Origin of the sequence: Noviherbaspirillum saxi (assembly GCF_003591035.1) — a bacterium.
Lineage (GTDB): Bacteria > Pseudomonadota > Gammaproteobacteria > Burkholderiales > Burkholderiaceae_D > Noviherbaspirillum > Noviherbaspirillum saxi.
The window spans coordinates 199,315-221,299 of record NZ_QYUO01000001.1; the positions used below are offsets into that span (position 1 = coordinate 199,315).

The 21,985-nt window shown below is 59.2% G+C and carries 22 protein-coding genes; 12 read left to right on the top strand and 10 right to left on the bottom strand.

From position 1 onward, the window contains the following. Nucleotides 1-71: 71 nt before the first annotated feature. Nucleotides 72-1,235 (top strand): MFS transporter, encoded by a 1,164-nt coding sequence (locus tag D3871_RS01055; RefSeq protein ID WP_119767228.1) that lies wholly within the window; start codon nt 72-74, stop codon nt 1,233-1,235. After that, complete coding sequence (locus D3871_RS01060) at nt 1,232-1,822, top strand: MOSC domain-containing protein (RefSeq protein WP_119767229.1); 591 nt, start codon at nt 1,232-1,234, stop codon at nt 1,820-1,822. The genes D3871_RS01055 and D3871_RS01060 overlap by 4 nt, the downstream gene beginning before the upstream one ends. On the opposite strand, the gene D3871_RS01065 is transcribed toward D3871_RS01060, so the two are convergent. After that, a complete protein-coding gene (locus tag D3871_RS01065) occupies nt 1,779-2,537 on the bottom strand; it encodes an L-asparaginase (RefSeq protein ID WP_119767230.1) in 759 nt (252 codons plus the stop codon). The genes D3871_RS01060 and D3871_RS01065 overlap by 44 nt on opposite strands. Before the next feature lie 3 nt (nt 2,538-2,540). After that, nucleotides 2,541-2,729, bottom strand: coding sequence for a hypothetical protein (locus D3871_RS01070; protein ID WP_119767231.1), 189 nt, complete (start codon nt 2,727-2,729; stop codon nt 2,541-2,543). Between the two features lie 41 nt (nt 2,730-2,770). On the opposite strand from D3871_RS01070, the gene D3871_RS30085 reads away from it, so the two are divergent. Then, the gene (locus D3871_RS30085) at nt 2,771-2,917 is read left to right on the top strand and encodes a hypothetical protein (protein WP_158597841.1); all 147 of its coding nucleotides are present in this window, start codon (nt 2,771-2,773) and stop codon (nt 2,915-2,917) included. Between the two features lie 9 nt (nt 2,918-2,926). Here D3871_RS30085 and D3871_RS01075 read toward each other — a convergent pair whose 3' ends face one another. Then, nucleotides 2,927-3,841, bottom strand: coding sequence for a LysR family transcriptional regulator (locus D3871_RS01075; RefSeq protein ID WP_119767232.1), 915 nt, complete (start codon nt 3,839-3,841; stop codon nt 2,927-2,929). A gap of 109 nt (nt 3,842-3,950) precedes the next feature. Here D3871_RS01075 and D3871_RS01080 point away from each other — a divergent pair, with 109 nt between their 5' ends. Further along, on the top strand, nt 3,951-4,589 hold the full coding sequence (locus D3871_RS01080) for an NAD(P)-dependent oxidoreductase (protein WP_119767233.1): 639 nt from the start codon (nt 3,951-3,953) through the stop codon (nt 4,587-4,589). Nucleotides 4,590-4,591: 2 nt separating this feature from the next. On the opposite strand, the gene D3871_RS01085 is transcribed toward D3871_RS01080, so the two are convergent. Both D3871_RS01085 and D3871_RS01090 read right to left on the bottom strand, forming a co-directional pair. Then, nucleotides 4,592-5,650 carry an AbrB family transcriptional regulator gene (locus tag D3871_RS01085; RefSeq protein WP_119767234.1) on the bottom strand — a complete coding sequence of 353 codons (1,059 nt, stop codon included), beginning with the start codon at nt 5,648-5,650 and terminating at the stop codon, nt 4,592-4,594. A 125-nt stretch (nt 5,651-5,775) separates the two neighbouring features. Continuing rightward, entirely contained in the window at nt 5,776-6,753 is a 978-nt protein-coding gene (locus D3871_RS01090; RefSeq protein ID WP_233575473.1) for a Bug family tripartite tricarboxylate transporter substrate binding protein, read from the bottom strand. A 184-nt stretch (nt 6,754-6,937) separates the two neighbouring features. On the opposite strand from D3871_RS01090, the gene D3871_RS01095 reads away from it, so the two are divergent. From D3871_RS01095 to D3871_RS01115, 5 genes are all read left to right on the top strand, one after another. Then, a complete protein-coding gene (locus tag D3871_RS01095) occupies nt 6,938-7,618 on the top strand; it encodes a response regulator (protein ID WP_119767235.1) in 681 nt (226 codons plus the stop codon). After that, nucleotides 7,615-9,105 (top strand): sensor histidine kinase, encoded by a 1,491-nt coding sequence (locus tag D3871_RS01100; protein ID WP_119767236.1) that lies wholly within the window; start codon nt 7,615-7,617, stop codon nt 9,103-9,105. The genes D3871_RS01095 and D3871_RS01100 overlap by 4 nt, the downstream gene beginning before the upstream one ends. A gap of 134 nt (nt 9,106-9,239) precedes the next feature. Next, nucleotides 9,240-10,184, top strand: coding sequence for a CAP domain-containing protein (locus D3871_RS01105; protein ID WP_119767237.1), 945 nt, complete (start codon nt 9,240-9,242; stop codon nt 10,182-10,184). Nucleotides 10,185-10,382: 198 nt separating this feature from the next. Next, nucleotides 10,383-10,604 (top strand): hypothetical protein, encoded by a 222-nt coding sequence (locus tag D3871_RS01110; protein ID WP_119767238.1) that lies wholly within the window; start codon nt 10,383-10,385, stop codon nt 10,602-10,604. A gap of 23 nt (nt 10,605-10,627) precedes the next feature. After that, nucleotides 10,628-11,059, top strand: coding sequence for a DUF4186 domain-containing protein (locus D3871_RS01115; protein ID WP_119767239.1), 432 nt, complete (start codon nt 10,628-10,630; stop codon nt 11,057-11,059). A 276-nt stretch (nt 11,060-11,335) separates the two neighbouring features. Here D3871_RS01115 and mnmE read toward each other — a convergent pair whose 3' ends face one another. From mnmE to rpmH, 5 genes are all read right to left on the bottom strand, one after another. Continuing rightward, nucleotides 11,336-12,718, bottom strand: a complete 1,383-nt coding sequence (gene mnmE, locus D3871_RS01120; RefSeq protein WP_119767240.1) for a tRNA uridine-5-carboxymethylaminomethyl(34) synthesis GTPase MnmE — start codon at nt 12,716-12,718, stop codon at nt 11,336-11,338. Nucleotides 12,719-12,889: 171 nt separating this feature from the next. Next, nucleotides 12,890-14,548 carry a membrane protein insertase YidC gene (gene yidC, locus D3871_RS01125; RefSeq protein ID WP_119767241.1) on the bottom strand — a complete coding sequence of 553 codons (1,659 nt, stop codon included), beginning with the start codon at nt 14,546-14,548 and terminating at the stop codon, nt 12,890-12,892. Nucleotides 14,549-14,584: 36 nt separating this feature from the next. Next, a complete protein-coding gene (yidD, locus tag D3871_RS01130; RefSeq protein ID WP_119767242.1) occupies nt 14,585-14,842 on the bottom strand; it encodes a membrane protein insertion efficiency factor YidD in 258 nt (85 codons plus the stop codon). Further along, nucleotides 14,839-15,219 carry a ribonuclease P protein component gene (gene rnpA, locus D3871_RS01135; RefSeq protein WP_119767243.1) on the bottom strand — a complete coding sequence of 127 codons (381 nt, stop codon included), beginning with the start codon at nt 15,217-15,219 and terminating at the stop codon, nt 14,839-14,841. Before rnpA ends, yidD begins: the two co-directional genes overlap by 4 nt. Nucleotides 15,220-15,247: 28 nt before the next feature. Beyond that, the gene (gene rpmH, locus D3871_RS01140; protein ID WP_057289000.1) at nt 15,248-15,382 is read right to left on the bottom strand and encodes a 50S ribosomal protein L34; all 135 of its coding nucleotides are present in this window, start codon (nt 15,380-15,382) and stop codon (nt 15,248-15,250) included. A 588-nt stretch (nt 15,383-15,970) separates the two neighbouring features. Here rpmH and dnaA point away from each other — a divergent pair. The 3 genes from dnaA to gyrB all read left to right on the top strand — a co-directional run bounded on the left by dnaA (nt 15,971) and on the right by gyrB (nt 21,661). Further along, nucleotides 15,971-17,389, top strand: a complete 1,419-nt coding sequence (gene dnaA / locus D3871_RS01145) for a chromosomal replication initiator protein DnaA (protein WP_119767244.1) — start codon at nt 15,971-15,973, stop codon at nt 17,387-17,389. 416 nt (nt 17,390-17,805) lie between these two features. Next, a complete protein-coding gene (gene dnaN, locus D3871_RS01150) occupies nt 17,806-18,912 on the top strand; it encodes a DNA polymerase III subunit beta (RefSeq protein WP_119767245.1) in 1,107 nt (368 codons plus the stop codon). A gap of 253 nt (nt 18,913-19,165) precedes the next feature. Continuing rightward, on the top strand, nt 19,166-21,661 hold the full coding sequence (gyrB, locus tag D3871_RS01155) for a DNA topoisomerase (ATP-hydrolyzing) subunit B (protein WP_119767246.1): 2,496 nt from the start codon (nt 19,166-19,168) through the stop codon (nt 21,659-21,661). Nucleotides 21,662-21,985 lie beyond the last annotated feature (324 nt).

The window sequence follows — 21,985 nt, forward strand, 5'->3', positions numbered from 1 at the left end:
ATAGGAAATCCACCCGCTCAGCACGCCCGCCCGCCTTTGGATACACTGACGCTTCGTTCCCCGGAGCTCGCATGCAACCCAGACTGTGGTCCCTCACCCTCGGCAATTTCGCTATCGGCACCGGCGTCATGGTCGTCCCCGGCATGCTCAACGAACTGGCCGCCGATCTGGCGATATCGCACGCGATGGTGGGCATGCTGATTTCGGCATTCGCGATGACCATCTGCGTCGGCGGGCCTTTTCTTGCGAGCTGGACCAGCGCGATCGATCGCCGCAAGCTGCTGACCGCATCACTGCTGCTCTACGCGGTGATGCATTTCGTTTCAGCGTTTGCGCCCGATTATGTCAGCCTGCTGCTGGCCCGGATGGCAACTGCGCTTGGTGCCGCAGTGTTTACCGCGCAGGCGGCAGCAACCGCCGGCCTGATGGTACCGGTCGCGATGCGCGGCAAGGCAATCGGCCTGGTATTCCTCGGCTGGTCGATCGCCGCGGTCGTCGGTGCGCCTATCGGTTCCTATCTGGGCGCGCATATCGGCTGGCGCCCTACCCTCGCTCTGGTTGGCTTGCTGTCCGCGGTGTTTGCCGCCGCAGTCTGGGTTCAGATTCCCGCCAGGCTGTTCGTCGCGCCGATGGACCGCGCGGCATGGAAAGCGCTGTTCGCCAATACGCCGCTGCTGTTGACGATTTCGGTCACCGCGATCCAGGCGCTCGGCATGTTCACGATGTTTGCGTATATGGCGCTGTTGCTGAAAGATTTCATCGGCGCTTCACCCACTATCATCAGCTTGCTGTTTCTGTGCTTCGGCATCACCGGCGTGATCGGAAACGTGATCGGCGCGCGCGTGATGGACCGGATGGGGCCGATGCGTGTCGGCGTGGCCGCGATGAGCTGCATGCTGCTCGCGATCCTGTGCTGGCCGTTGTCGCGCGGCTCCCTGCCGATTTCCGTGGCCTTGATGCTGCTATGGGGCTTCGGCTGTTTTGCAATCAATGGCTCGCAGCAGGCGCGCCTGGTTGGCATGGCGCCGTCATTGGCTTCTGCTTCGGTTTCGCTGAATTCGTCCGCGATTTACCTGGGCCAGGCGGCAGGGGCTTTCCTGGGCGGCGTGATCGTGTCCAGCGACGGCACTGCCAACCTGTCCTTCTTTGCCGTCGTGCCGATGGCGGTAGCAATCGCGGTCTCGATCATGGCGAGTAGCATGGCCGAGCGCCGCCGCATGGTGGGGGCGGCATGAAAGTCGTCAGCGTCAACGTCGGCGGCATAGGAAATCTGTTCATCCAGCAATCCGATATCGTGCGCCGGATTGCCACCGGCATCCACAAGCAAGCGGTGGCGCATCCGGTCCAGGTCGGCAAGCTCGGCATCGAAGGCGACGAGCAAGCCGATCCCAGCGTGCATGGTGGACTGAGCAAGGCCGTGTATGCGTATCCATCCGAACACTATGCGTTCTGGGCGATGCAGCGGCTCGCGGCGCTCAAGCGCGAAGAGCCCTTGCCGCCCGGCTCCATGGGTGAAAACCTGACCTTGCAAGGCGTGCTGGAAAGCGAGGTATGGATAGGCGACCGCCTGCGGATCGGCACCACGCTGCTCGAAGTCACCGAGCCGCGTCAGCCCTGTTTCAAGTTCAACGCGAAAATGGGCTTCAGCCATGCGGCCAAGATGATGGTACAGGCCGGCAACAGCGGCTTTTACCTGCGCGTGCTTACGCCGGGACAGCTTGCGGCGGGCGACGCGGTGACGCTGATCGCCGGCCCGCGCGAAACCTCGATCACGCAGATTAACGAAAGGCGTCGGAAGGGGCGCCAGCGGGATTTGTTTTGACGCTGCCGCGCACCAGCAGCCGTCCGCCGGTCCACAATCGGGTCCAACCTGGTGGCCACGGCAACGGCGGCCCGGCATAGGCCGGCACGCCACGGCGCACCGGAATCACCGGCAAGTGTTCCGGCACCGGCCCATCGCGGTAATCCCAGCCCAGGGTGTACGCATAGTTGGGCAGCAGGGCTTCGCATACCGCGTCGAACCAGGCGGTATGGTCTTCATCGCGGCTCAAGGCGCGCGACAAGCCATGTGGATCGAATTTCGCCAACGCACTTGCCAACTCCTGCGCACTGGCGCCGGGCTGATCGCCCCATCCCAGAATCGGGTTGAAGTTGTAATCGGCGCCCGAACCATACCAGCCCTCGCGCCATGCACGATCGATCCAGGTGCGCTGTCCGGTAAACAGATGCCAGCGCCAGTGCAAGCCTGAGGGTTTCGGCCAGCTGTACAGGTAAAGCCGCTGGTAGCCGGCACGATGCAGCTCGCGCACCATCGCCATCAGCCGCGCATGCGGCATGCGATCGGGCGGGTCGCGACGGAAACGGATCGGCTCGCCATCCGCGTGCTGCAGCTCATCATGCGAAAGATTCAGGTCGAGCGTGCGCACTTCATCGCCGAAGCGGGCGGAAATCCAGCCGGTCAGCAAATTGACCGACGTAATGACGCCATAGCCGCGGTGGCGGTGAAAGATGACGGTGCCGGGTGCAACAGGTTTCATGGTTCAATCACTTGCAATATCGGTTCTAGTGTAATGGGATTCGCGGGCGTGGCCACGAAAAAAACTTGCCGGTAGTCGCGCTTGATCAAGCACCGGCATCGCGCACGCCTTGAGCGCTTTGACAAGCGCACCAAAACAGCGCTGCAAATTGGAATGGTCCTTGCGCGCTCGGATGACAAACAGTTTTGCCATTGCTTCGCAATAGCAAAGACCGGATTGGAGGCTGAAAATCGATGGAAATTCCCGCCGGCCTGCAAATTGCTGGAATGTTGCAGCGCAACCTGCATCAAGGCTCAATCAGCGTCGAGCGAACGATGAGGGAATGCGTGCATGACCGCCGTCACGGCAGTGGTTTGCCTGAGGTTTGCGGCGCTGTTTGACAGACGGATTCAGGGCAGTGCCAGAAATTCCCGGTAAAACCCAATGAAGCTGCGCACTTTCGGCGGCATATGGCGCCCCGGCGGGGTCACTGCATAGACTCCGCCGCGCGGCAGCGACCAGTCCGGCAGCACGCGCACCAGATAGCCGGCTTTCATTCCTTCTTCAGCCGCCTGCTGGTCTAGTACCGAAATGCCTGCACCATGGCGCAACAAGGCGCGCAGCGCGCCCGGAGAATTGACGCGGATGCGCGACTTTACCTGCACGCTGCAAATCTCTCCTTGCTGCGAAGCGAACTTCCAGGTGAGCGGCGTCGGCAGCAGGCTGAGCGCGAGCCATTCCATGGTCGCCAGGTCTTCCGGGCGCTTCGGATGTCTGCTGCGTTTGAGATATGCCGGTGATGCCATCACATACTGTGCGAATTCACCGAGCTTGACTGCGCGCAGCGACGAATCGCGCAGCCAGCCAAGCCGGATCGCGACATCGATCCCCTCGCCGACCAGGTCCGCCACCGCATCGCCGGCGCGCAGGTCGATCTGCAGCTTGGGATGCAGCGCCGCAAAACGCGCCAGTGCCGGCGCCAGCGACAATACCGCATGGTCGACCGACGACGTCAGCCGCAGTGTGCCGCTCAACGGTCCGGACGGCTGCCCGTCCTTTTCGACTTGTGCCACCGCGCTTTGCAGGCCTTGCAGCAAAGGCTGACAATCGGCATGCAATGCACGTCCGGTATCGGTCAGCGTCACTTGCCGGGTCGTGCGGTGAAACAGGCTGGTGCCCAGATGCGCTTCCAGCCGGCCGATCTGGATGCTGACCTTTGCCTTGGCGATGCCCAGCCGCTCGGCCGCCGCAGTAAAGCTGCCGCACTCCACCACCGCATCGAATACGAGCAAGCTGTTCAAGTCGAGCTGGCCGAGAATGGACATGACCAAGATTGATTAGAAATTCGTAACAATGAATTATCGATGCTGCTGTTTATCGAATCAATCGTTTCCGCAATGATGCGGTCTTTATTTCATCACTGGGGAGAAACACATGCAGATCGCATTGATAGGCGCAAGCGGCTTCATTGGCACCGCCTTATTGAAAGAAGCGCTGTCGCGCGGACATCGCGTCACCGCACTGGTACGGCATCCGGAAAAGCTCGAGCCGGCGGCGAACCTGCAAGCGGTCAAGGCCGACGTGCTCGACCGGCCGGCACTGGCCGCCATGCTGCAAGGCCAAGATGCGGTGGTCAGCGCTTTCAGCGGGCATGCGCAAGACCATACCTATGACTATTACGTCCAGGGAATGCGCGCCATCATCGGCGCGACCCGGGATGCCGGCGTCGCGCGCTTGCTGGTGGTCGGCGGCGCAGGCAGCCTGGAAGTCGCGCCCGGTCAGCAATTGATCGATACGCCGGCATTTCCTGTGCAATGGAAGCCTACTGCCGAAGGCGCGCGTGAAGCGCTCGGCATGCTGCGTCAGGAAAAAGAACTGGACTGGACCATGCTCAGTCCGTCCGCATATATCTCGCCGGGTCAGCGCACCGGCATATTTCGTCTGGGCACCGATCAGTTGTTACTCGACGCTTCGGGCAAAAGCCATATTTCGCTGGAAGACTATGCACTGGCAATGATCGATGAACTGGAGCGGCCGCTCCATTCGCGCCGGCGCTTTACGGTCGGCTACTAGGTTCAAAATCCCTTCCCGTATTTCACGCGTCGCGCCAGCCGGAACAGCGGCCCGATCGTGATGACCAGAGCCGCCAGCCGTGTCACATGGAAGGCGGTGACGATAGGCACGCCGAGCTGCAGGGTTTTCGCGGTCAGGCTCATTTCGGCGATGCCGCCCGGCGACGTGGCGAGGATCGCGGTCGCCGGATGCATGCCGCTCAATGTCGCCAAGCCGAACGCGAAACAGGCGGCAATGCCCATCGCCACCAGCGTGCACAGTGCGACGCTGGCCAGATAGCGCGGCGCGGTATGCAGGAATTCCGGCGTAAATCGCGTGCCCAGCGAAATCCCGATGAACAGTTGGCCAAAATGCACCACCCATTCCGGCAAGGCCGACAGGTTCACTTCGGAGGCGGTGAGCGCGATCGTGACCGCCAGCGGCCCCAATACCCAGGCATTGGGCGAATTCATGCGCTTGAACAATAGCGCGCCCAGTGTGGTGAGACCAATCAGCGCCAGCAGGCCGCCATAGTGGACCGTACGCGCGCCCGGCACATAGCTGTCGAGTCCATGCACATCCAGAAATTGGAACAGGAAAGGAATGATCGCCACCACCATCATGATGCGCAGGCTGTGCGATGCCGCTACGCGGTCCACCTTTGCGCCGTGGCGCTCGCCCTGGTTCGCCATTTCCGATGCGCCGCCGACGGCCATGGCAAAAAACGCCGTGGTGCGGTCGATGCCTGAAATCTTGTGCAGCAGCCAGGCGCATACGGCGCCCAGTACCAGCGCAAACAGCACGCCGATGAGAATATAGCCGCTGTAGGACACCAGCACCCGCAGCACCGGCGGTGTGAAATACAGGCCGAGCGCCGCACCGATTGCCCATTGCCCGGCTTCGCGCACACGCACCGGACAAGCCAGATGAACATCCGCCATGCGCGCGGCGGCGGTGCTGAACAAGGGGCCTATCATCCAGGGCAGCGGCGTGTTGAGCCATTCACACAGCAGCGCTGCGGTCAGGCCGATGGCCAGGCTAAGGAGGAATGGACGGAATGAACCAAACGGAATTTGCGGCATGGTGTTCGATAACGGTTTTTCAAAGAAAAGCCGATTGATGCGTAAGCGATGGAAAATCGTTTGTAAAAAAGCCAAGCCAAGACCGGCCAGCCGGCCGGCCGGTTGTCGCTCGTGCGATTGAAGTGCTATCTGGCGAAACCCAGCTCCTTCGCCTGCTTTCCATAGGCGCCGACGGTCTGCCTGACATATTCAGTCAAGGCATCGCCGGTCAGCGCAAACGGATACAGGCCATGCGCCGCACGCAATTGCTCGAAGCCGGGCGCGGCCATCATGCGGTCGAACGCTTTCACCCACTTGCGGTACTCGGCATCGGCGACTTCCGGCCCCATGTAGACGCCCCGCACGATAGGCCAGGTCACGTCGAAGCCTTGCTCGCGTGCGGTCGGCACCGTCGCCAGCACGCCCGGCAGGCGCTGGTCGCTCATCACCGCCAGCACGCGAATCTTGCCGTCGACTGCATGCAGCGCCGCCTCCGACGCGTCGCCGGACACTGCCTGCACATGACCGGCGAGCAAGGCGGTAAACGATTCGCCGCCGCCTTCAAATGCGACGAAACGCAAGGATTTCGGATTGATGCCTGCCTGCCGGGCAACGATCGACACCTTCATCCAATCCTGACTGCCGGCCGTGCCGCCGGCGCCGATCGAAATCCGCTGTTTATCGCGCTTGAGCGCATCCAGCAAGTCGCGCAGCGTCTTGTATGGCGAATCGCTGCGCACCGCAATCATCCCATAATCGGTGCCCAGGGCCGCGACCCAGCGTACGTCGGCCGCCGATGCCTTGCCGTATTTCCCTTGCGCCAGATTGAGCAGCGAACCGCCGGAAAACACGACCAGGGTATTGGCTTCCGCGCGTCGCTGCGACAGTACCGAATTCCATGCGACCGCGCCGATGCCGCCGGGCAGATAACTGATTTGCAAGGCCGGATCGATCCCGGTATCGGCCGCCACCGCGCTCAAGCCCTTGCGCGTCAGCTTGCAGGTCAAATCCATGCCGCCCCCGGGCTTGGCCGGGACGATGCATTCGGGTGCACGCGCCAGCGCCGATGCTGCCGTCAGCCAGGCCGACGCCAGCAGCAGGAAGGCTGCAATATGCTTTTTCACCGTCTCTCCTCGATTACGCCGATGATGCGGCGTTGCCGCAATTATCCATCCAATCGGTCTTGAGCTGCAGGCATGGCGCTTTCTTTTGCAAACCGGATGAAATGCGTATGATGAGTGGCCCAAGCTTATGGCACAACGTTGTGCGGCTTTCCATTCTGCTCACTTCCTCAGTCGAAACACCATCATGCGAATCCTGTTGGTCGAAGATCATGCCGAACTGTCACGCTGGATCGCCAAGGCGCTGCAGGATGCACGTCTGGTGGTCGAATGCGCAATGAACGGCGCCGACGCCGATAGCCTGCTGCATACGCAGGACTATGCGCTGGTGATCCTCGACCTGACCCTGCCCAAGATGGATGGGCTGGACGTGCTCAAGCGCCTTCGCGCCCGCGGCAGCAAGACGCCGGTACTGGTGCTGACCGCGCGCGGCGGGCTCAACGATAGGGTGCAGGGCCTCAACCTCGGCGCCGACGATTACCTGCCCAAGCCGTTCGAGCTGGCCGAACTCGAAGCGCGCGTCAAGGCGCTGCTGCGTCGCTCGCAAGGCAATGAAGCGGTGACCCTGACCTGCGGCGCGCTGTCGTTCGATACCGTCTCACGCATGTTTACCTATGGCGATGCGCCGCTGGCGCTCACGCCGCGCGAACATGCGGTGCTGGAAGCGCTGCTCACGCGCGCCGGCCGGGCGGTGTCGAAGGAAAAACTGTTCGACGATGTCTTCGCGCTGGACGACGAAGCCAATCTCGATGCGATCGAAATCTATGTGCACCGGCTGCGCAAGAAGCTCGAACGCGCCGGGCCCGGGCGCGTCGCCATCACCACGCTGCGTGGGCTCGGTTACCTGCTGGAAGAAAAACCGCAATGAACGCAACATCGCCGGATCCGCCTACTGCTGCCCTACCCGGCGCGCCGCTGGGCAGCCTGCGTTCGCAATTGCTGCGCTGGCTGCTGTTGCCGCTGACGGTGCTGGTCGTCATCGATGCAGTATCGGTCTATAACAATGCGCTGGAAGCAGCCGATCAGGCCTATGACCGTTCATTGCTGGCATCGACCCGTGCGCTGGCCGAGCGGGTGTCGATTGTCGATGGCCGGGTGGTGGCCGATGTGCCGTATGTCGCGCTAGACAGTTTTGAAACCGATACGCTGGGCCGCATTTATTACAAGGTCACCGGAGTCAAGGGCGAGCATGTTTCCGGCTACGACGATTTGCCGGCGCTGCCGCGCCATGCGGCGCGTTCCGATGCCTATCCGGCACTGGTGTATTTCTATCATGCGACCTACCGCACCGAGCCGGTCCGCATTGCTGCACTGTACCAGCCGGTGTATGACGACTCCATGCGCGGCATCGCGCTGATCCAGGTCGGCGAAACCCTGGAGGGACGGCACGAGCTGTCGCGCAAGATCTTGATCGATACGCTGGCGCGCCAGGCATTGCTGGTGCTGGCCGCGGCAGTGCTGACATGGATCGCCGTACGCTTCGTGCTGCGTCCGCTGATGCAGCTCAAGGCCGATGTCGAAGCGCGTGCGCCGACCGACCTGTCCGATTTCAATCCCGATCTGGTGCACAAGGAAGTGCGCCCGCTGGTCGCGGCCATGAATGGCTATATGGCGCGTCTGCAAACGCTGATCGCCGGCCAGCGCCGCTTCATCGCCGATGCCTCGCATCAGTTGCGCACGCCGCTCACCGTATTGAAAACGCAAGCCGAACTCGCATTGCGCGCCAACGACCCCAAGGCCATGCGCGAGATCGTCGAAAGCATTGCGCGCACCACGGATGCGACCGTGCACCTGGCCAATCGGCTGCTGACCCTGGCCCGCGCCGAGCATGGCGCGGCCGTGGCCGACATGCAGACGGTGTCGCTGGTCGAGATTGCGCGCCAGGTCGGCCTGGAACTGGCACTGCATGCGGTGCGCAAGGATATCGACCTGTCGCTCGACGCGCAGGGCATCGTGCTGGCCCACGGCAATTCGCTGCTGCTGCACGAACTGGTATCGAACCTGGTGGACAATGCAATTCGCTATACGCCGCGCGGCGGCAAGGTCATGCTGCGCGTCGCCGACAACGACGGGCCGATGCTGGAAGTGGAAGACAGCGGCCCCGGGATTGCAGCGCCCGAGCGCGAACGCGTATTTGCGCCCTTTTACCGCGCCGCCTCGGCCCAGGAAGCGCATGCCGACGGCAGCGGCCTCGGTTTGACCATTGTGCGCGATATTGCCGCCATGCATAAAGCGACGGTCGAACTGCGATCTGCGCGCAAACCTGGCTGCGACGGCGCCGGATTGCTGGCGACGGTGCGTTTCCCGGATGCGAGTGTTGCCAAGACGATGCCATCGCCATCCGATTCTGTATAAATCAACACCCCCTGACAGGGCTTCGGTTAATTTCCTAGTTCGACTGCAACCGAATGTAAAACCCGCCGTCTAACCGGCGTTTTCGCCCTACGGTGTGAAAATACTGCACTAGCGCTTTTGTCAAAGGAATATTCATGGGGCGACTCCCACGCTCAATCTACCCGCTGCTGCTGGCTTCGCTGATGCTTACCGCTTGCGGCGGCAGTTCCGATCAAGGTTCAACGTCGACCAATGGCGCCACTTCGATCGCTGCGCAGGAACCCAATGCGCCGCAGGCGACCGGCAATACCGCCACCGACGGCTTCAACTGGTTCAATTTCCGTCGCCGCCAGATCGGCCTGGAAGCGGTTGCCCGCAATGGCGTAATCGATGTCGCCGCGCAGGGGCATTCGAATTATCAACGCACCAACAACATCATCACGCACGACCAGAGCGATACCAAGGCCGGATTTACCGGCAGGACCGTGGGAGATCGCTTCTCGGCGGCCGGCTATGGTTTTGCCTCGGCCAGCAGCTATGCCTATGGCGAAGTCATTTCCGCCACCTCCGATCCCTCGGGCTTCAATGCGGCCGAAGACCTGATCGCGGCGATTTACCACCGTTTCGTGATCCTCGAACCGATGTTCAAGGAAGCCGGTTCCGGCGCGGCTACGGTATCGGGCGGCCTGACCTATTTCACCACCAACTTTGCCGCCAACGGCCTGGACCGCGGTGTCGCGCGCGGCAGCGTGGTCACTTATCCGGCGTCCTCCCAGGCCCACGTGCGGCGCAATTTCTTCAGCGATAACGAATCGCCGGATCCGGTGCCGGGCCGTAATGAAGTCGGTTATCCGGTCAGCGTGCATGCCAACATCACGTCGACCCTGACCGTGCAAAGTTTCACCATCCGTCCGCGCGGGGGCTCGGCCAACCTCACCACGCGGCTGCTGACGGCGGCAACCGACCCGCAAACGCCAGCGTCGGCCGCCGCCGCCGTCCCGCTCGATCCGCTACTGCCGCTCAGCACTTACGACGTCCAGTTCGTCGGCAAGGTGGATGGCACGGACGTCAACCGTTCGTGGTCTTTTACAACACAATAACCCTCCGACTGCGGGACCGCATGCCATGGTCCCGCCGCTTGCCCACATTTCCTGTGGCTAATTCTGTGGATAAGTGGCATGGTTGCCACTTATCCGATTGATTCTTCAGGAATTTTTTCATTTGATCAAAATCACGGCAGCAGCGAACAACTCGCATCCGGCATAGTCCTATCTCCACACGGATGAAAGGAGAAGGCTATGGCAGCAGTGAAATACACCAAGGCGGATTGGGTCGCACAAGCCGATATCCAGGAACTGGACGACGGCCGGTATCAGGGTGTGGTGCTGGTCAGCCGCGAACGCGGCAAGACTTCGGAAGATTCCCGTCACACCGTCGAAGCGCCTTCGGATAGCCCGGAACAGGCGCTGGAACAAGCTACCGCACTGGCGCATCGGTTGCTCGCCGATGTCACGATGTAACACGGCCCGGTCGCATATCGCTCATGAAAAATATCGACGCGGTCTTCCGCACCTTGCAAAGATCGCCGTTTCGCCGCCGTTTTCATCTCAAGTCGGAAGAGCGCAGTTACCTTGCGCAAAAAGGCATCGAGGATACGATGCGGCATGCCCGTGCCTTCATTGCCAGCCGCTTGGCGCCGGCGCTGCCGGCCAACGACGGCAAGCAAACCCCTTTTCGCGGTCATCCTGTCTTTGTTGCGCAGCATGCGACGGCAACCTGCTGTCGCGCTTGTCTGGCAAAGTGGCACGGCATTGCGGTGGGACAGGCGCTAAACGAGGCGGAATGCCGGCATGTGGAAGAAGTGCTGGAGCGCTGGCTGCGCACCGAAGCCGCGCGCGCAACGCAATCGTCCAGACAGGCAGCTTTCGAGTTCCCCACAAGCAGCGTGGACAAGGCTGTGGATAACGCCGACTAAGTGACATTAAGTCATTGATTCGCAAGAGAAATATTGCCTTGATCAAAATCAAGGCAGCGCGAACGCCTCTTGCGTCGTTTCAACATTGGCAAGCTTATCGCGCCCAAGTCACAGCCTTGAAAATTTACCGCTGTTCCCGTCTGGGGTGTACCGCTTCATAACGCGCAATAGCCAACTCGGCGGCGAGATCCTTTCGCCATGGAGCTGGTATCGATATCGCCATACTTTTGAGTCACTCGGCATGGCCTCACGCGTACGGCCACCCGTATCAATCAATTACTTTCCGATGCAAAACCGGCTGAAGATCACGCCCAGCAAATCATCCGAGGTAAATTCGCCGGTAATGCTGTTGAGCCTATCCTGCGCGATCCTTAACTCTTCGGCGAACAAGTCAAGCGCCTGATCGCTGGTTTGGTTGCCCGCGACCGCGTATTCCGCTGCAATGTCAAGATGATTGTGCGCCGCTTTCAAGGCGATCAAATGTCGTTCGCGCGCGATGAAGCGTGATTCGCCGGTTTGCTGCCAGCCGGCGACACGCAGCACTTCCTTGCGCAGCAGGTCGACGCCGCGTCTATCGGTCGCTGACAGATAGATATGGGTCGCATCGCTCATCACATCGACCGCCGGCTTGTGCCCCGACAGGTCGATCTTGTTCCAGATGCGCAGCACCGGGACGCCGGGCGGAAAGCGTCCGACAATCACTTCATCGGCACGCGTGGGCCCCCGGCTGGCATCCAGCAGATGCAGGATGACATCGGCCTTGTGCACTTCGCCCCAGGTGCGCTCGATGCCAATGCGCTCGACTTCATCGTTTGCATCGCGTATGCCTGCGGTGTCGATGATGTTGAGCGGAATGCCTTCCATTTGTATGGTCTCGGTGACCTTGTCGCGGGTCGTGCCGGCGATCGGCGTGACGATCGCGACGTCGGCGCCGGCCAAGGCATTGAGCAGTGAAGACTTGCCGACATTCGGCTGGCCGGCCAGCACCACATTCAAGCCATCGCGCAATAACGCGCCTTGCGAAGCCTGCTTGAATACGTCGTCGAGATTGGCGCGGATACGTTCCAATTGACCGCGCGCATCGGATTTTTCCAGGAAGTCGATTTCTTCTTCCGGAAAGTCCAGTGTCGCTTCGACCAGCATGCGCAGATGGATCACCTTGTCGACCAGCTCGTGAATGGTCTTTGAAAATACGCCGGACAAGGATTGTGAGGCGGATTTCGCCGCTGCTTCGGTCGATGCTTCAATCAGGTCGGCGACCGCTTCTGCCTGCGCCAGATCGAGTTTGTTGTTTAGGAACGCGCGGTGCGTGAATTCACCCGGCTGGGCAAGCCGCAGATCGATTTCCCTGCCGGCTTCGATGCAGCGTGCCAGCAGCATCTGCATGACCACCGGACCGCCATGGCCTTGCAGCTCAAGCACATCTTCGCCGGTATAGGAATGCGGCGCCTTGAAATAAATCGCAAGGCCCTGGTCGATCGTGCTGCCGTCCGTATTCAAAAAGGGCAGGTAGGTTGCATGGCGCGGCTGTAACGGTTTGTCGCCGCATACAGCTTGCATCACCGAAGACAGATTTTTTCCGGAGATGCGGACAACGCCGATGCCGCCGCGTCCGGGAGCGGTGGCAATGGCTGCAATGGGGGAAGAGTCGTAGTTCATGGAAACGATTGTAGGTTTGCAGGGCCGGCACCGGCAACAGGAAAAACCGGACAGGGCATAGAGCGGCAAGTTTTACAACACAGGGCGCGGTATCGAACCCGGTCGGACAAGTAAAAAGCCCGCGGCATGCGCGGGCTTTCCTTATTTACAGCAGCGACAGTTGGTAATTGCTTAAGCCGGCTGTCCGCTTTCGATCCTCTTCGTAATCACCCATTGCTGCGCGATCGACAAGATGTTGTTGACTACCCAGTACAGCACCAGACCAGCCGGGAAGAAGAAGAACATCACCGAAAAAATGATCGGCATGAACATCATGACCTTGGCCTGGATCGGATCCGGCGGCGTTGGATTCAGCTTGGTCTGGATGAACATCGACACCGCCATCAGGACCGGCAGGATATACCACGGGTCCGGCGCGGCCAGATCCTGAATCCAGCCCAGCCAAGGCGCATTGCGCATTTCGACCGATGCCAGCAAGACCCAGTACAGCGCGATAAAGACCGGGATCTGCACCACGATCGGCAGGCAGCCGCCGAGCGGATTGATCTTCTCGGTGCGATACAGCTCCATCATGGCCTGGTTCATCTTGGCCGGATCAGACTTGAAGCGCTCGCGGATCGATTGCATCTTCGGCGTCACGGTTTTCATCTTCGCCATGCTTCGATAGCTCGCGGCAGACAGCGGGAAGAAGGCCAGCTTGATCAGCACGGTCAGTGCAATGATGGTCCAGCCCCAGTTGTTGAGCACTTTATGAATCTGCGTCATCAGCCAGAAAATCGGCTTGGCGATAATGGTCAGCATGCCATAATCTTTTACCAGGTCAAGGCCGGGGGCCAGTTTTTCCAGCGTGTCGGACTCCTGCGGGCCGGAATAAAGACGCGACTCCAGCGAAGTGCTTGCGCCGGGAGCGACGGTCCCGACCGGCAGGATGGTGCCGGTGGCATACAGGTTATTGCCCACCTTCTTGGTATAAATCTCGCGCGTCACATTGTCCGGCGGCAGAATCGCGGTGACGAAATAGTGCTGCACCAGCGCGACCCAGCCGTTGTCCGCCTTGGTGACGTGCTTGGCCTTGCCGTCTTCAATGTCTTCGAAGGTCATTTTCTGGAATTTTTCCGCGTCGGTGTAGACCACGGGACCGGTAAAGGTACTGTAGAACTGCGACTCGCCTTCCAGCGCTTTGCCATCGCGCACCAGTTGCAGGTATAGCGAAGGATTGACCGGTGCGCCACTGTTGTTGACCACGTCGTGCTTGACGCCGATGGTGTAATCGCCGCGTTTGAAGGTGTAAGTCTTGATCAGTTTGACGCCGGCGCTCTCGGATTCGAGCACCAGTTGAACCTGGTTGCCACTGTCCAGCGTGCGCGCGCCCGGCTTGGCGACAAAGCCCGACTTGTGATTCGGGAAATCGCCGCCGATCAGGCCGGTCTGGCCCAGGTACAGGTGCTTGGTGCCCGAGTCGAACAACAGCATGTTTTTGGTCTGATCCACGCCGTCCTTGTGCTTCAGCAGTTCCAGACGTTTGATTTCGCCGCCCATGGTGTCGATCTCTGCCTTCACCACATCGGTGGTGATCGTCACGATTTCGCTCTTGACCGGGGCGGCGCCTGCCGGAACGGCCGCCGACGTTGCGCCCGGCGCAGTTTGGGCGCTCGCCTGTGGCACATCGCTGCGGCCGGCCGGCGCATCGCCCGATGCCGGCTTGGCGGCTTCTTGGGTCAGGCCCGGGAAAAACATCGACGGTTTGCCGTTGTGGCGCATCCAGTTATCCCACAGCAGAAGCAGGGACAACGAGAAGACAACCCACAGGACGGTACGTTGGATATCCATAAATAGTAGTCAGTCAGTGGTCAGGAATTGAGTCAGTCAGCGATGGCATTCGCAAGCTTGGGCATCGGTCTTCCCGCTTGCTTGTTGCGGCACCGGATCATAGCCGCCCGGATGCCAGGGATGACACTTGCACAAACGTTTTGCCGCCAGCAAACCGCCTTTCGCCGGGCCGTAGGTCCGGATAGCTTCGCTCGCATAGTCGGAACAGCTGGGATAAAAACGGCATGCGGGCCCAAGCAGTGGGCTGATGCCTAGCTTGTACGCGCGCAATAGTAGCAGCAAAAGCGTTTTCATTCGCGCGCCTTTGTTTGCGATCCCAGCAATTGCGTCAGCTCGGCGCGCAACAAGGCTTTCAGGCTGACTGTGGTCGCAGGCTCGGCTTTGGTATTCACGGGTTTGGACAGGCGAACGATGCAATCGAGCGCCGGCAGGTTGGACTGTCGAAACAGTTCGCGCGCGACGCGCTTGATCGTATTGCGCGTGACGGCACGCGGTGCGAAACGCTTGGCTGCGACAATGCCAAGCCGCGCATGGCTTAGTTGGGCAGTACGCGCATAAAGGACGAAATGTGCGGTCCGGTACACGGGCCGCAAACGAAAAACGGATGAAAAATCATCCGTTTTAACGATTCGCCGATCGCGTGCGTAGCTATGTGAACGATCTTCGCTCACGCCGGCAGCGTCGGTTGCAGTGCTTGGCTTAGACAGCCAAGCGCTTGCGGCCTTTGGCGCGACGTGCGTTCAGCACAGCGCGGCCACCGCGGGTTGCCATACGTGCACGGAAGCCATGAGTGCGCTTGCGGCGTACGACGGAAGGTTGGTAAGTACGTTTCATGTTGGTCTCGCTAATCGGCAAAAATGGGTGGAATCATCACGCGGCCCATTCTTGTTTTGTGCGCTACACACAAAACGCAACAGGCAGTGAACCCGCAATTAGACACTGATTTCCGCTTCTCTGTCAATTACTTAGGAAGAAACGCAGGTCGCAAGCTTGAGGACTTTTGGGGTTTTCAATGCAGTCTGGAAACATAAAAAAGATGTTTGTTGTCTGTATCGCTAGCTTAGGTGTTGTCCTTGCGATACGGCCATCTTAAATAGGCAATTGAGGAAATATCCGATCTTCATATTTCCTCATGGTAATTTTATTCAGCTTTTTACATTCCTTCCAAAAGCTGAAACTTCCCCGATTGGCAAGCAAATTATTATGTCGGAAAAATGACGCAGCCTGTGGATAACCCCGTTTCCCGGAGTTAGAATAGCCCTCCCGTGTGGACGACCCAAGACGCTGGAGCAGCCGCTCCGGCATTCCCTTGTTCAGACCGTTTGCCTATTTGGCAAGCAGGACTGGACAGCGGACTGCCGGAGGAGAGCAGGGCCTGCCGCGGGCTAAGTCATTTCCACATAACAAAATATAGAAAAGTACATGGAAGATTTTTGGCAGACTTGCTCCGCTATGCTGGAGCAGGAACTCACGCCGCAACAATATAGTGCGTGGATCAAGCCGCTGGCGCCGATTGATTTTGAAGACGGCCGCTTGCGCATCGCCGCACCGAATCGCTTCAAGCTGGACTGGGTCAAGACCCAGTTTGCCAACCGGATTACCACCCTGGCTTCGGAATACTGGGAAGCGCCCATCGACGTCCAGTTCATTCTCGACCCGCGCGGCAATGCGGTACGCCGGCCTGCGCCGACCGCCGGCGCCAATGGCAATGGCATGAATGGCCAACCCCAGCGCAATGGACAACATGACATCGTCATCGACCAGGGACCTGACCCGATCGAACGCGCCGATATCCTGATCGAAACCAATGCCAAGCGCGACCAGAGCAAGATCAACACCGCCCTGACTTTCGACAGCTTCGTCACTGGTAAGGCAAACCAATTGGCGCGCGCCGCTGCGATCCAGGTTGCCAATAACCCCGGTGTCTCTTACAACCCGTTATTCCTGTATGGCGGTGTTGGCCTTGGAAAAACCCACCTGATCCACGCAATCGGTAACCAGCTGCTCAATGAAAATCCTAATGTTCGCATTCGCTACATTCACGCTGAACAATATGTTCGCGACGTAGTGACCGCTTACCAGCGTAAGGGTTTTGATGATTTCAAGCGCTATTACCATTCGCTCGACATGCTGCTGATCGACGATATTCAGTTCTTTGCCGGCAAGAGCCGCACGCAGGAAGAATTCTTTTATGCGTTCGAAGCGCTGATTGCAGCAAAGAAACAAATCATTATCACCAGCGATACGTATCCGAAGGAAATCACCGGCATGGACGACCGGTTGATCTCCCGTTTTGATTCTGGTCTGACGGTCGCCGTCGAACCGCCCGAGCTCGAAATGCGCGTTGCAATTCTGCTCAAAAAAGCGGCGCAGGAAGGCGCGGTGTTGTCCGACGACGTTGCCTTTTTCGTCGCCAAACATTTGCGTTCCAATGTGCGCGAACTGGAAGGCGCACTGCGCAAGATCCTCGCCTATTCCCGCTTCCACGGCAAAGACATCACGATCGATGTTGTCAAGGATGCATTGAAAGACTTGCTTTCTGTACAAAACCGGCAGATTTCGGTCGAGAACATCCAGAAGACGGTGGCAGACTTTTTCAATATCAAAGTCGCTGACATGTACTCCAAAAAGCGCCCAGCCAATATTGCTCGTCCGCGCCAGATTGCGATGTATCTTGCCAAGGAATTAACGCAGAAGAGTTTGCCTGAGATCGGCGAATTGTTTGGCGGCCGCGACCACACCACGGTACTGCATGCGGTTCGCAAGATCGCAGCCGACCGCAGCAAGAATCCTGAAGTCAACCACGAGCTGCACGTGCTCGAACAAACGCTGAAGGGGTAATCCACAGCTGCTTATCGGCTTGTGGATAAGTAAGAATGGAATAAATCGGACCGGCGAGCCGGCCTCGGCGGGTTCGCGCGGACCGGCGACGCGAACCCGGTTTGAGGCGAGAAAAGGACGGGGGCAACCGACCATCGCCTTGCAGGACATGTGGTGCAGCCAAGACCTTCTTTGTGGCCGGACTTGCTCGCTATGCCTATCAAGCGGCTGACGGCCGCGGTCGCGGCACCTTCCCGACCCTAAATTACCTTGCCAGCCCGACAACAAAATCCGTTCTATTTCATTGGAAGGAACCTTTTTCTGTCAAAATAGAGGGTATTTAGAAATGGCTTTATCCGGCTGCCGTCCGTCGGTAAATGACAGGCCTTTTCCCGATTCACAGCATTGTTTCAACTCACACTACAAGGATAAAAAGCATGCAATTGGTGAAAACCCAACGCGACACGCTTCTCCGGCCGCTGCAGATTGTGAGTGGTATTGTCGAGCGTCGGCACACGCTGCCGATTCTGGCCAATATCCTCATTCGCAAGGACGGTGAGAAGGTCTCGTTCCTGTCGACCGACATCGAAGTGCAGATCACCACGCATGCCAATGTGGGCAGCGGCGGCGAAGTCGCGGCCACCACGGTCGCCGCGCGCAAGCTGCTCGATATCTTGCGTGCGCTGCCCGATTCGGGCGATGTCGCGCTGTCGCTGGCCAACAAGCGCATGACGGTCCAGTCCGGCAAATCGCGCTTTGCATTGCAGACGCTGGCAGCCGAAGAATTCCCGACCGTCGCGCAAGCCGAGCACTTCAACGCCAAGGTTACGCTGCCGCAAAAGACGCTCAAGCACCTGTTCAACATGGTGCACTTCGCGATGGCGCAGCAGGATATCCGCTATTACCTCAATGGTTTGCTGCTCGTTGTCGACGGCAAGAACGTGATCGCTGTCGCCACCGACGGCCACCGGCTCGCGTTCTGCCAAGTCGAAACCGAACAGGATTTTCAGCGCCAGGAAGTCATCATCCCGCGCAAGACCATACTGGAACTGCAGCGCCTGCTCGAAGACAGCGATGACACGGTCGACCTCGAAATCGCCAACAACCAGGTCAAGCTGACGTTTGCCGATATCGAACTGATTTCCAAGCTGGTAGAGGGCAAGTTTCCCGACTACACGCGCGTCATCCCCAAAGGATACAAGAACAACTTCACGATCGATCGTCAGACGCTGCTGCATTCCTTGCAGCGCGCAGCGATCATGACCAGCGACAAGTTCAAGGGTGTGCGTTGCATCATCAGCCCGGGAAGCCTGAAGATCAGCTCAACCAACGCCGATCAGGAAGAAGCTGTGGAAGAACTCGAAATCGATTACGGCGGTGACAGCGTCGACATCGGTTTCAACGTCACCTATCTGCTCGACGTGCTGAACAACCTCAAAGGCGACAACATCAACATCGCGCTTGGAGACGCCAATTCGTCCGCACTGATTACCGTGCCGGACAACGCCGACTTCAAATACGTCGTGATGCCGATGCGCATTTGATGACTTGAACAGGAAGGAAAGCAAGGGGGCCGCTGTAGGTAAAGCGAGCCCCTTTGCTGCGTTTTAGAAAGTGTAAATTTTTCGCCGCCGGGCTCCCCCTGTCAGGGGGAAGTTTGGGATGGGGGTAAGAAGGTCGGTTCAAAGGTTTTTTCGGTCCAACCTTGTTGCCTCAATCTAACCCGCCCACTGAAAAGGGGCGGGAACCCGAAGTCTCTCGCTCTTTAGTCGTCACCCGAATCATCAGAAAGCAGCCATGTCCGCGATTCCTCAAGAAACTCCGCAACCGCAGCAAAGCCAGTACGGCGCCTCCTCGATCCAGATCCTCGAAGGTCTCGAAGCAGTGCGCAAGCGTCCTGGCATGTACATCGGTGACACTTCCGACGGCACGGGTCTGCATCACCTGGTTTTCGAAGTGCTCGACAACTCGATCGACGAAGCATTGGCCGGCCATTGCTCGGAAATCCACGTCACCATTCACTCCGACAATTCAATTTCGATTACCGATAACGGCCGGGGTATCCCCACCGGTATCAAGTGGGATGACAAGCACGATCCCAAGCGCAGCGCGGCAGAAATCGTAATGACCGAACTGCACGCCGGCGGCAAGTTCGACCAGAACTCGTACAAGGTCTCCGGCGGTCTGCACGGCGTCGGCGTCTCTTGCGTCAACGCGCTGTCCAAGCTCCTGAAGCTGACGATTCGCCGCGACGGCAAGGTGCACGCGATGGAATTCGCCCGAGGCATCGTGCAAAACCGCGAACTGGAATCGGTCGATGGCGTGCCGACTTCCCCGATCAAGGTCATCGGCGAAACCGACAAGCGCGGCACCGAAGTCCACTTCTGGGCTGATGAAGATATTTTCACGCATGTTGAGTTCCATTACGACATCCTCGCCAAGCGTATCCGCGAACTTTCTTTCCTCAACAATGGCGTGCATATCAAGCTGACCGACCAGCGCACCGGCAAGGAAGAAGACTTCGCATTCGAAGGCGGCACTCGCGGCTTCGTCGAATACATCAACAAGAACAAGAGTGTGCTGCACCCGACCGTGTTTCAGGCGACCGGCGAAAAGATGTCCGAGCACGCTACCAACATCAGCGTCGACGTCTCGATGCAATGGAATGATGCCTACAACGAACAGGTGCTCTGCTTTACCAACAACATTCCCCAGCGCGACGGCGGCACTCACCTGACCGGCCTGCGCGCTGCGATGACCCGCGTCATCAACAAGTACATCGACGAAAACGACTTCGCCAAGAAAGCCAAGGTCGAGATCTCCGGCGATGACATGCGCGAAGGCTTGACCTGCGTCTTGTCGGTCAAGGTACCTGAGCCAAAGTTCAGCTCGCAAACCAAGGACAAGCTGGTATCAAGCGAAGTGCGCGGCCCGGTGGAAGAGATCGTCGCCAAGACGCTGACCGACTACCTGATGGAAAAGCCCAACGACGCCAAGATCATTTGCGGCAAGATCGTCGAAGCCGCGCGTGCCCGCGAAGCCGCACGCAAGGCGCGCGAACTGACCCGCCGCAAAGGCGTGATGGACGGCCTCGGCCTGTCCGCCAAACTGGCCGACTGCCAGGAAAAAGATCCGGCGCTGTGTGAACTCTACATCGTCGAGGGTGACTCCGCAGGCGGCTCGGCCAAGCAAGGACGCGACCGCAAATTCCAGGCGATCCTGCCGCTGCGCGGCAAGGTGCTCAACGTCGAAAAAGCCCGCTTCGAAAAGATGCTGTCCTCCGAGCAGATCACCACGCTGATCGCCACGCTAGGCACCAGCATCGGACCGGACGAGTTCAACGTTGAAAAGCTGCGCTACCACCGCATCATCATCATGACCGACGCGGACGTCGACGGCGCCCACATCCGCACGCTGTTGCTGACCCTGCTGTATCGCCAGATGCCGCAGCTGGTTGAACGCGGTCATGTCTATATTGCCCAGCCGCCGCTGTACAAGGTCAAGCATGGACGCGACGAACGCTACCTGAAGGATGACGTCGAAGAAGCCAGCTACATGATGCAGATCGCGCTCAACGATGCGGCGCTGATCCCCACCGACAATGCCCAGCCGATCGTCGGCGACGCCCTGGCCGAACTGGTCCGTCAGTACAACACGGCCAATGCCATCATCATGCGCCTGTCGCGTGCGATCGACGATGCGGCGCTGTCGGCCATCATGACCGGCGTCACGCTCAATCTCGACAACGCCGACCATGCCGAAGCCTCGGCCGTAGCACTTGGCAAGGCCATCAATGACCCGGCCGTCGAAGTGATCGTGAAATCCGACGAACTGTCGGACAAGCACATGCTGCGCATCCAGCGTCGCCACTTCGGCAACTTCAAGATCAGCACCATCGACGCCGACTTCGTCCATGGCCCCGACTATCAGGTCTTGTCGGCCGCCGCCGCCACCTTCAAAGGCCTGATCGGCCCCGGCGCCATGGTCCGTCGTGGTCAGGGCGACAAGGCAAAGGAAATCGCGATCCGCAACTTCCACGAAGCGATGAGCTGGCTGCGCGACGAAGCAGAACGCGGCGTGTCCAAGCAGCGCTACAAAGGTTTGGGCGAAATGAATCCCGCACAGTTGTGGGAAACGACGATGGATCCGACCGTGCGGCGTTTGCTGAGAGTGCAGATTGAAGACGCGATTGCCGCGGACCAGATCTTTACGACCTTGATGGGTGATGATGTGGAGCCGCGTCGGGCATTTATTGAATTGAATGCGCTGCAGGCGGGGAATATTGACGTTTGATTTTTTGGCTTGTAGGTTCTCAGAGAAGATGAAAATTGTCTCACTCCGGTGAAAACAAATTTTCGAACTTAATGAAAAAATCCTACCTAAGCTACCAAGTCAGATAGAAGACTGGTAGGAGAAAAGGCTAGCATTGAACTGCTGGCCTTTTTTGTTGTGCCGGCGAGACCGCCCGATTGGGTGGGAGACTGCTTCCAGACACATACCGGTCAGTGAAGAACGCTTGGGCTTCTGCAGTCGGCCAAAGCGGACAGTCCCTTGGGCACAGGTCCAGTCGCTACAAGTACATCTTCCCGCACCAAAGTACGCACAACGAGTCATTCA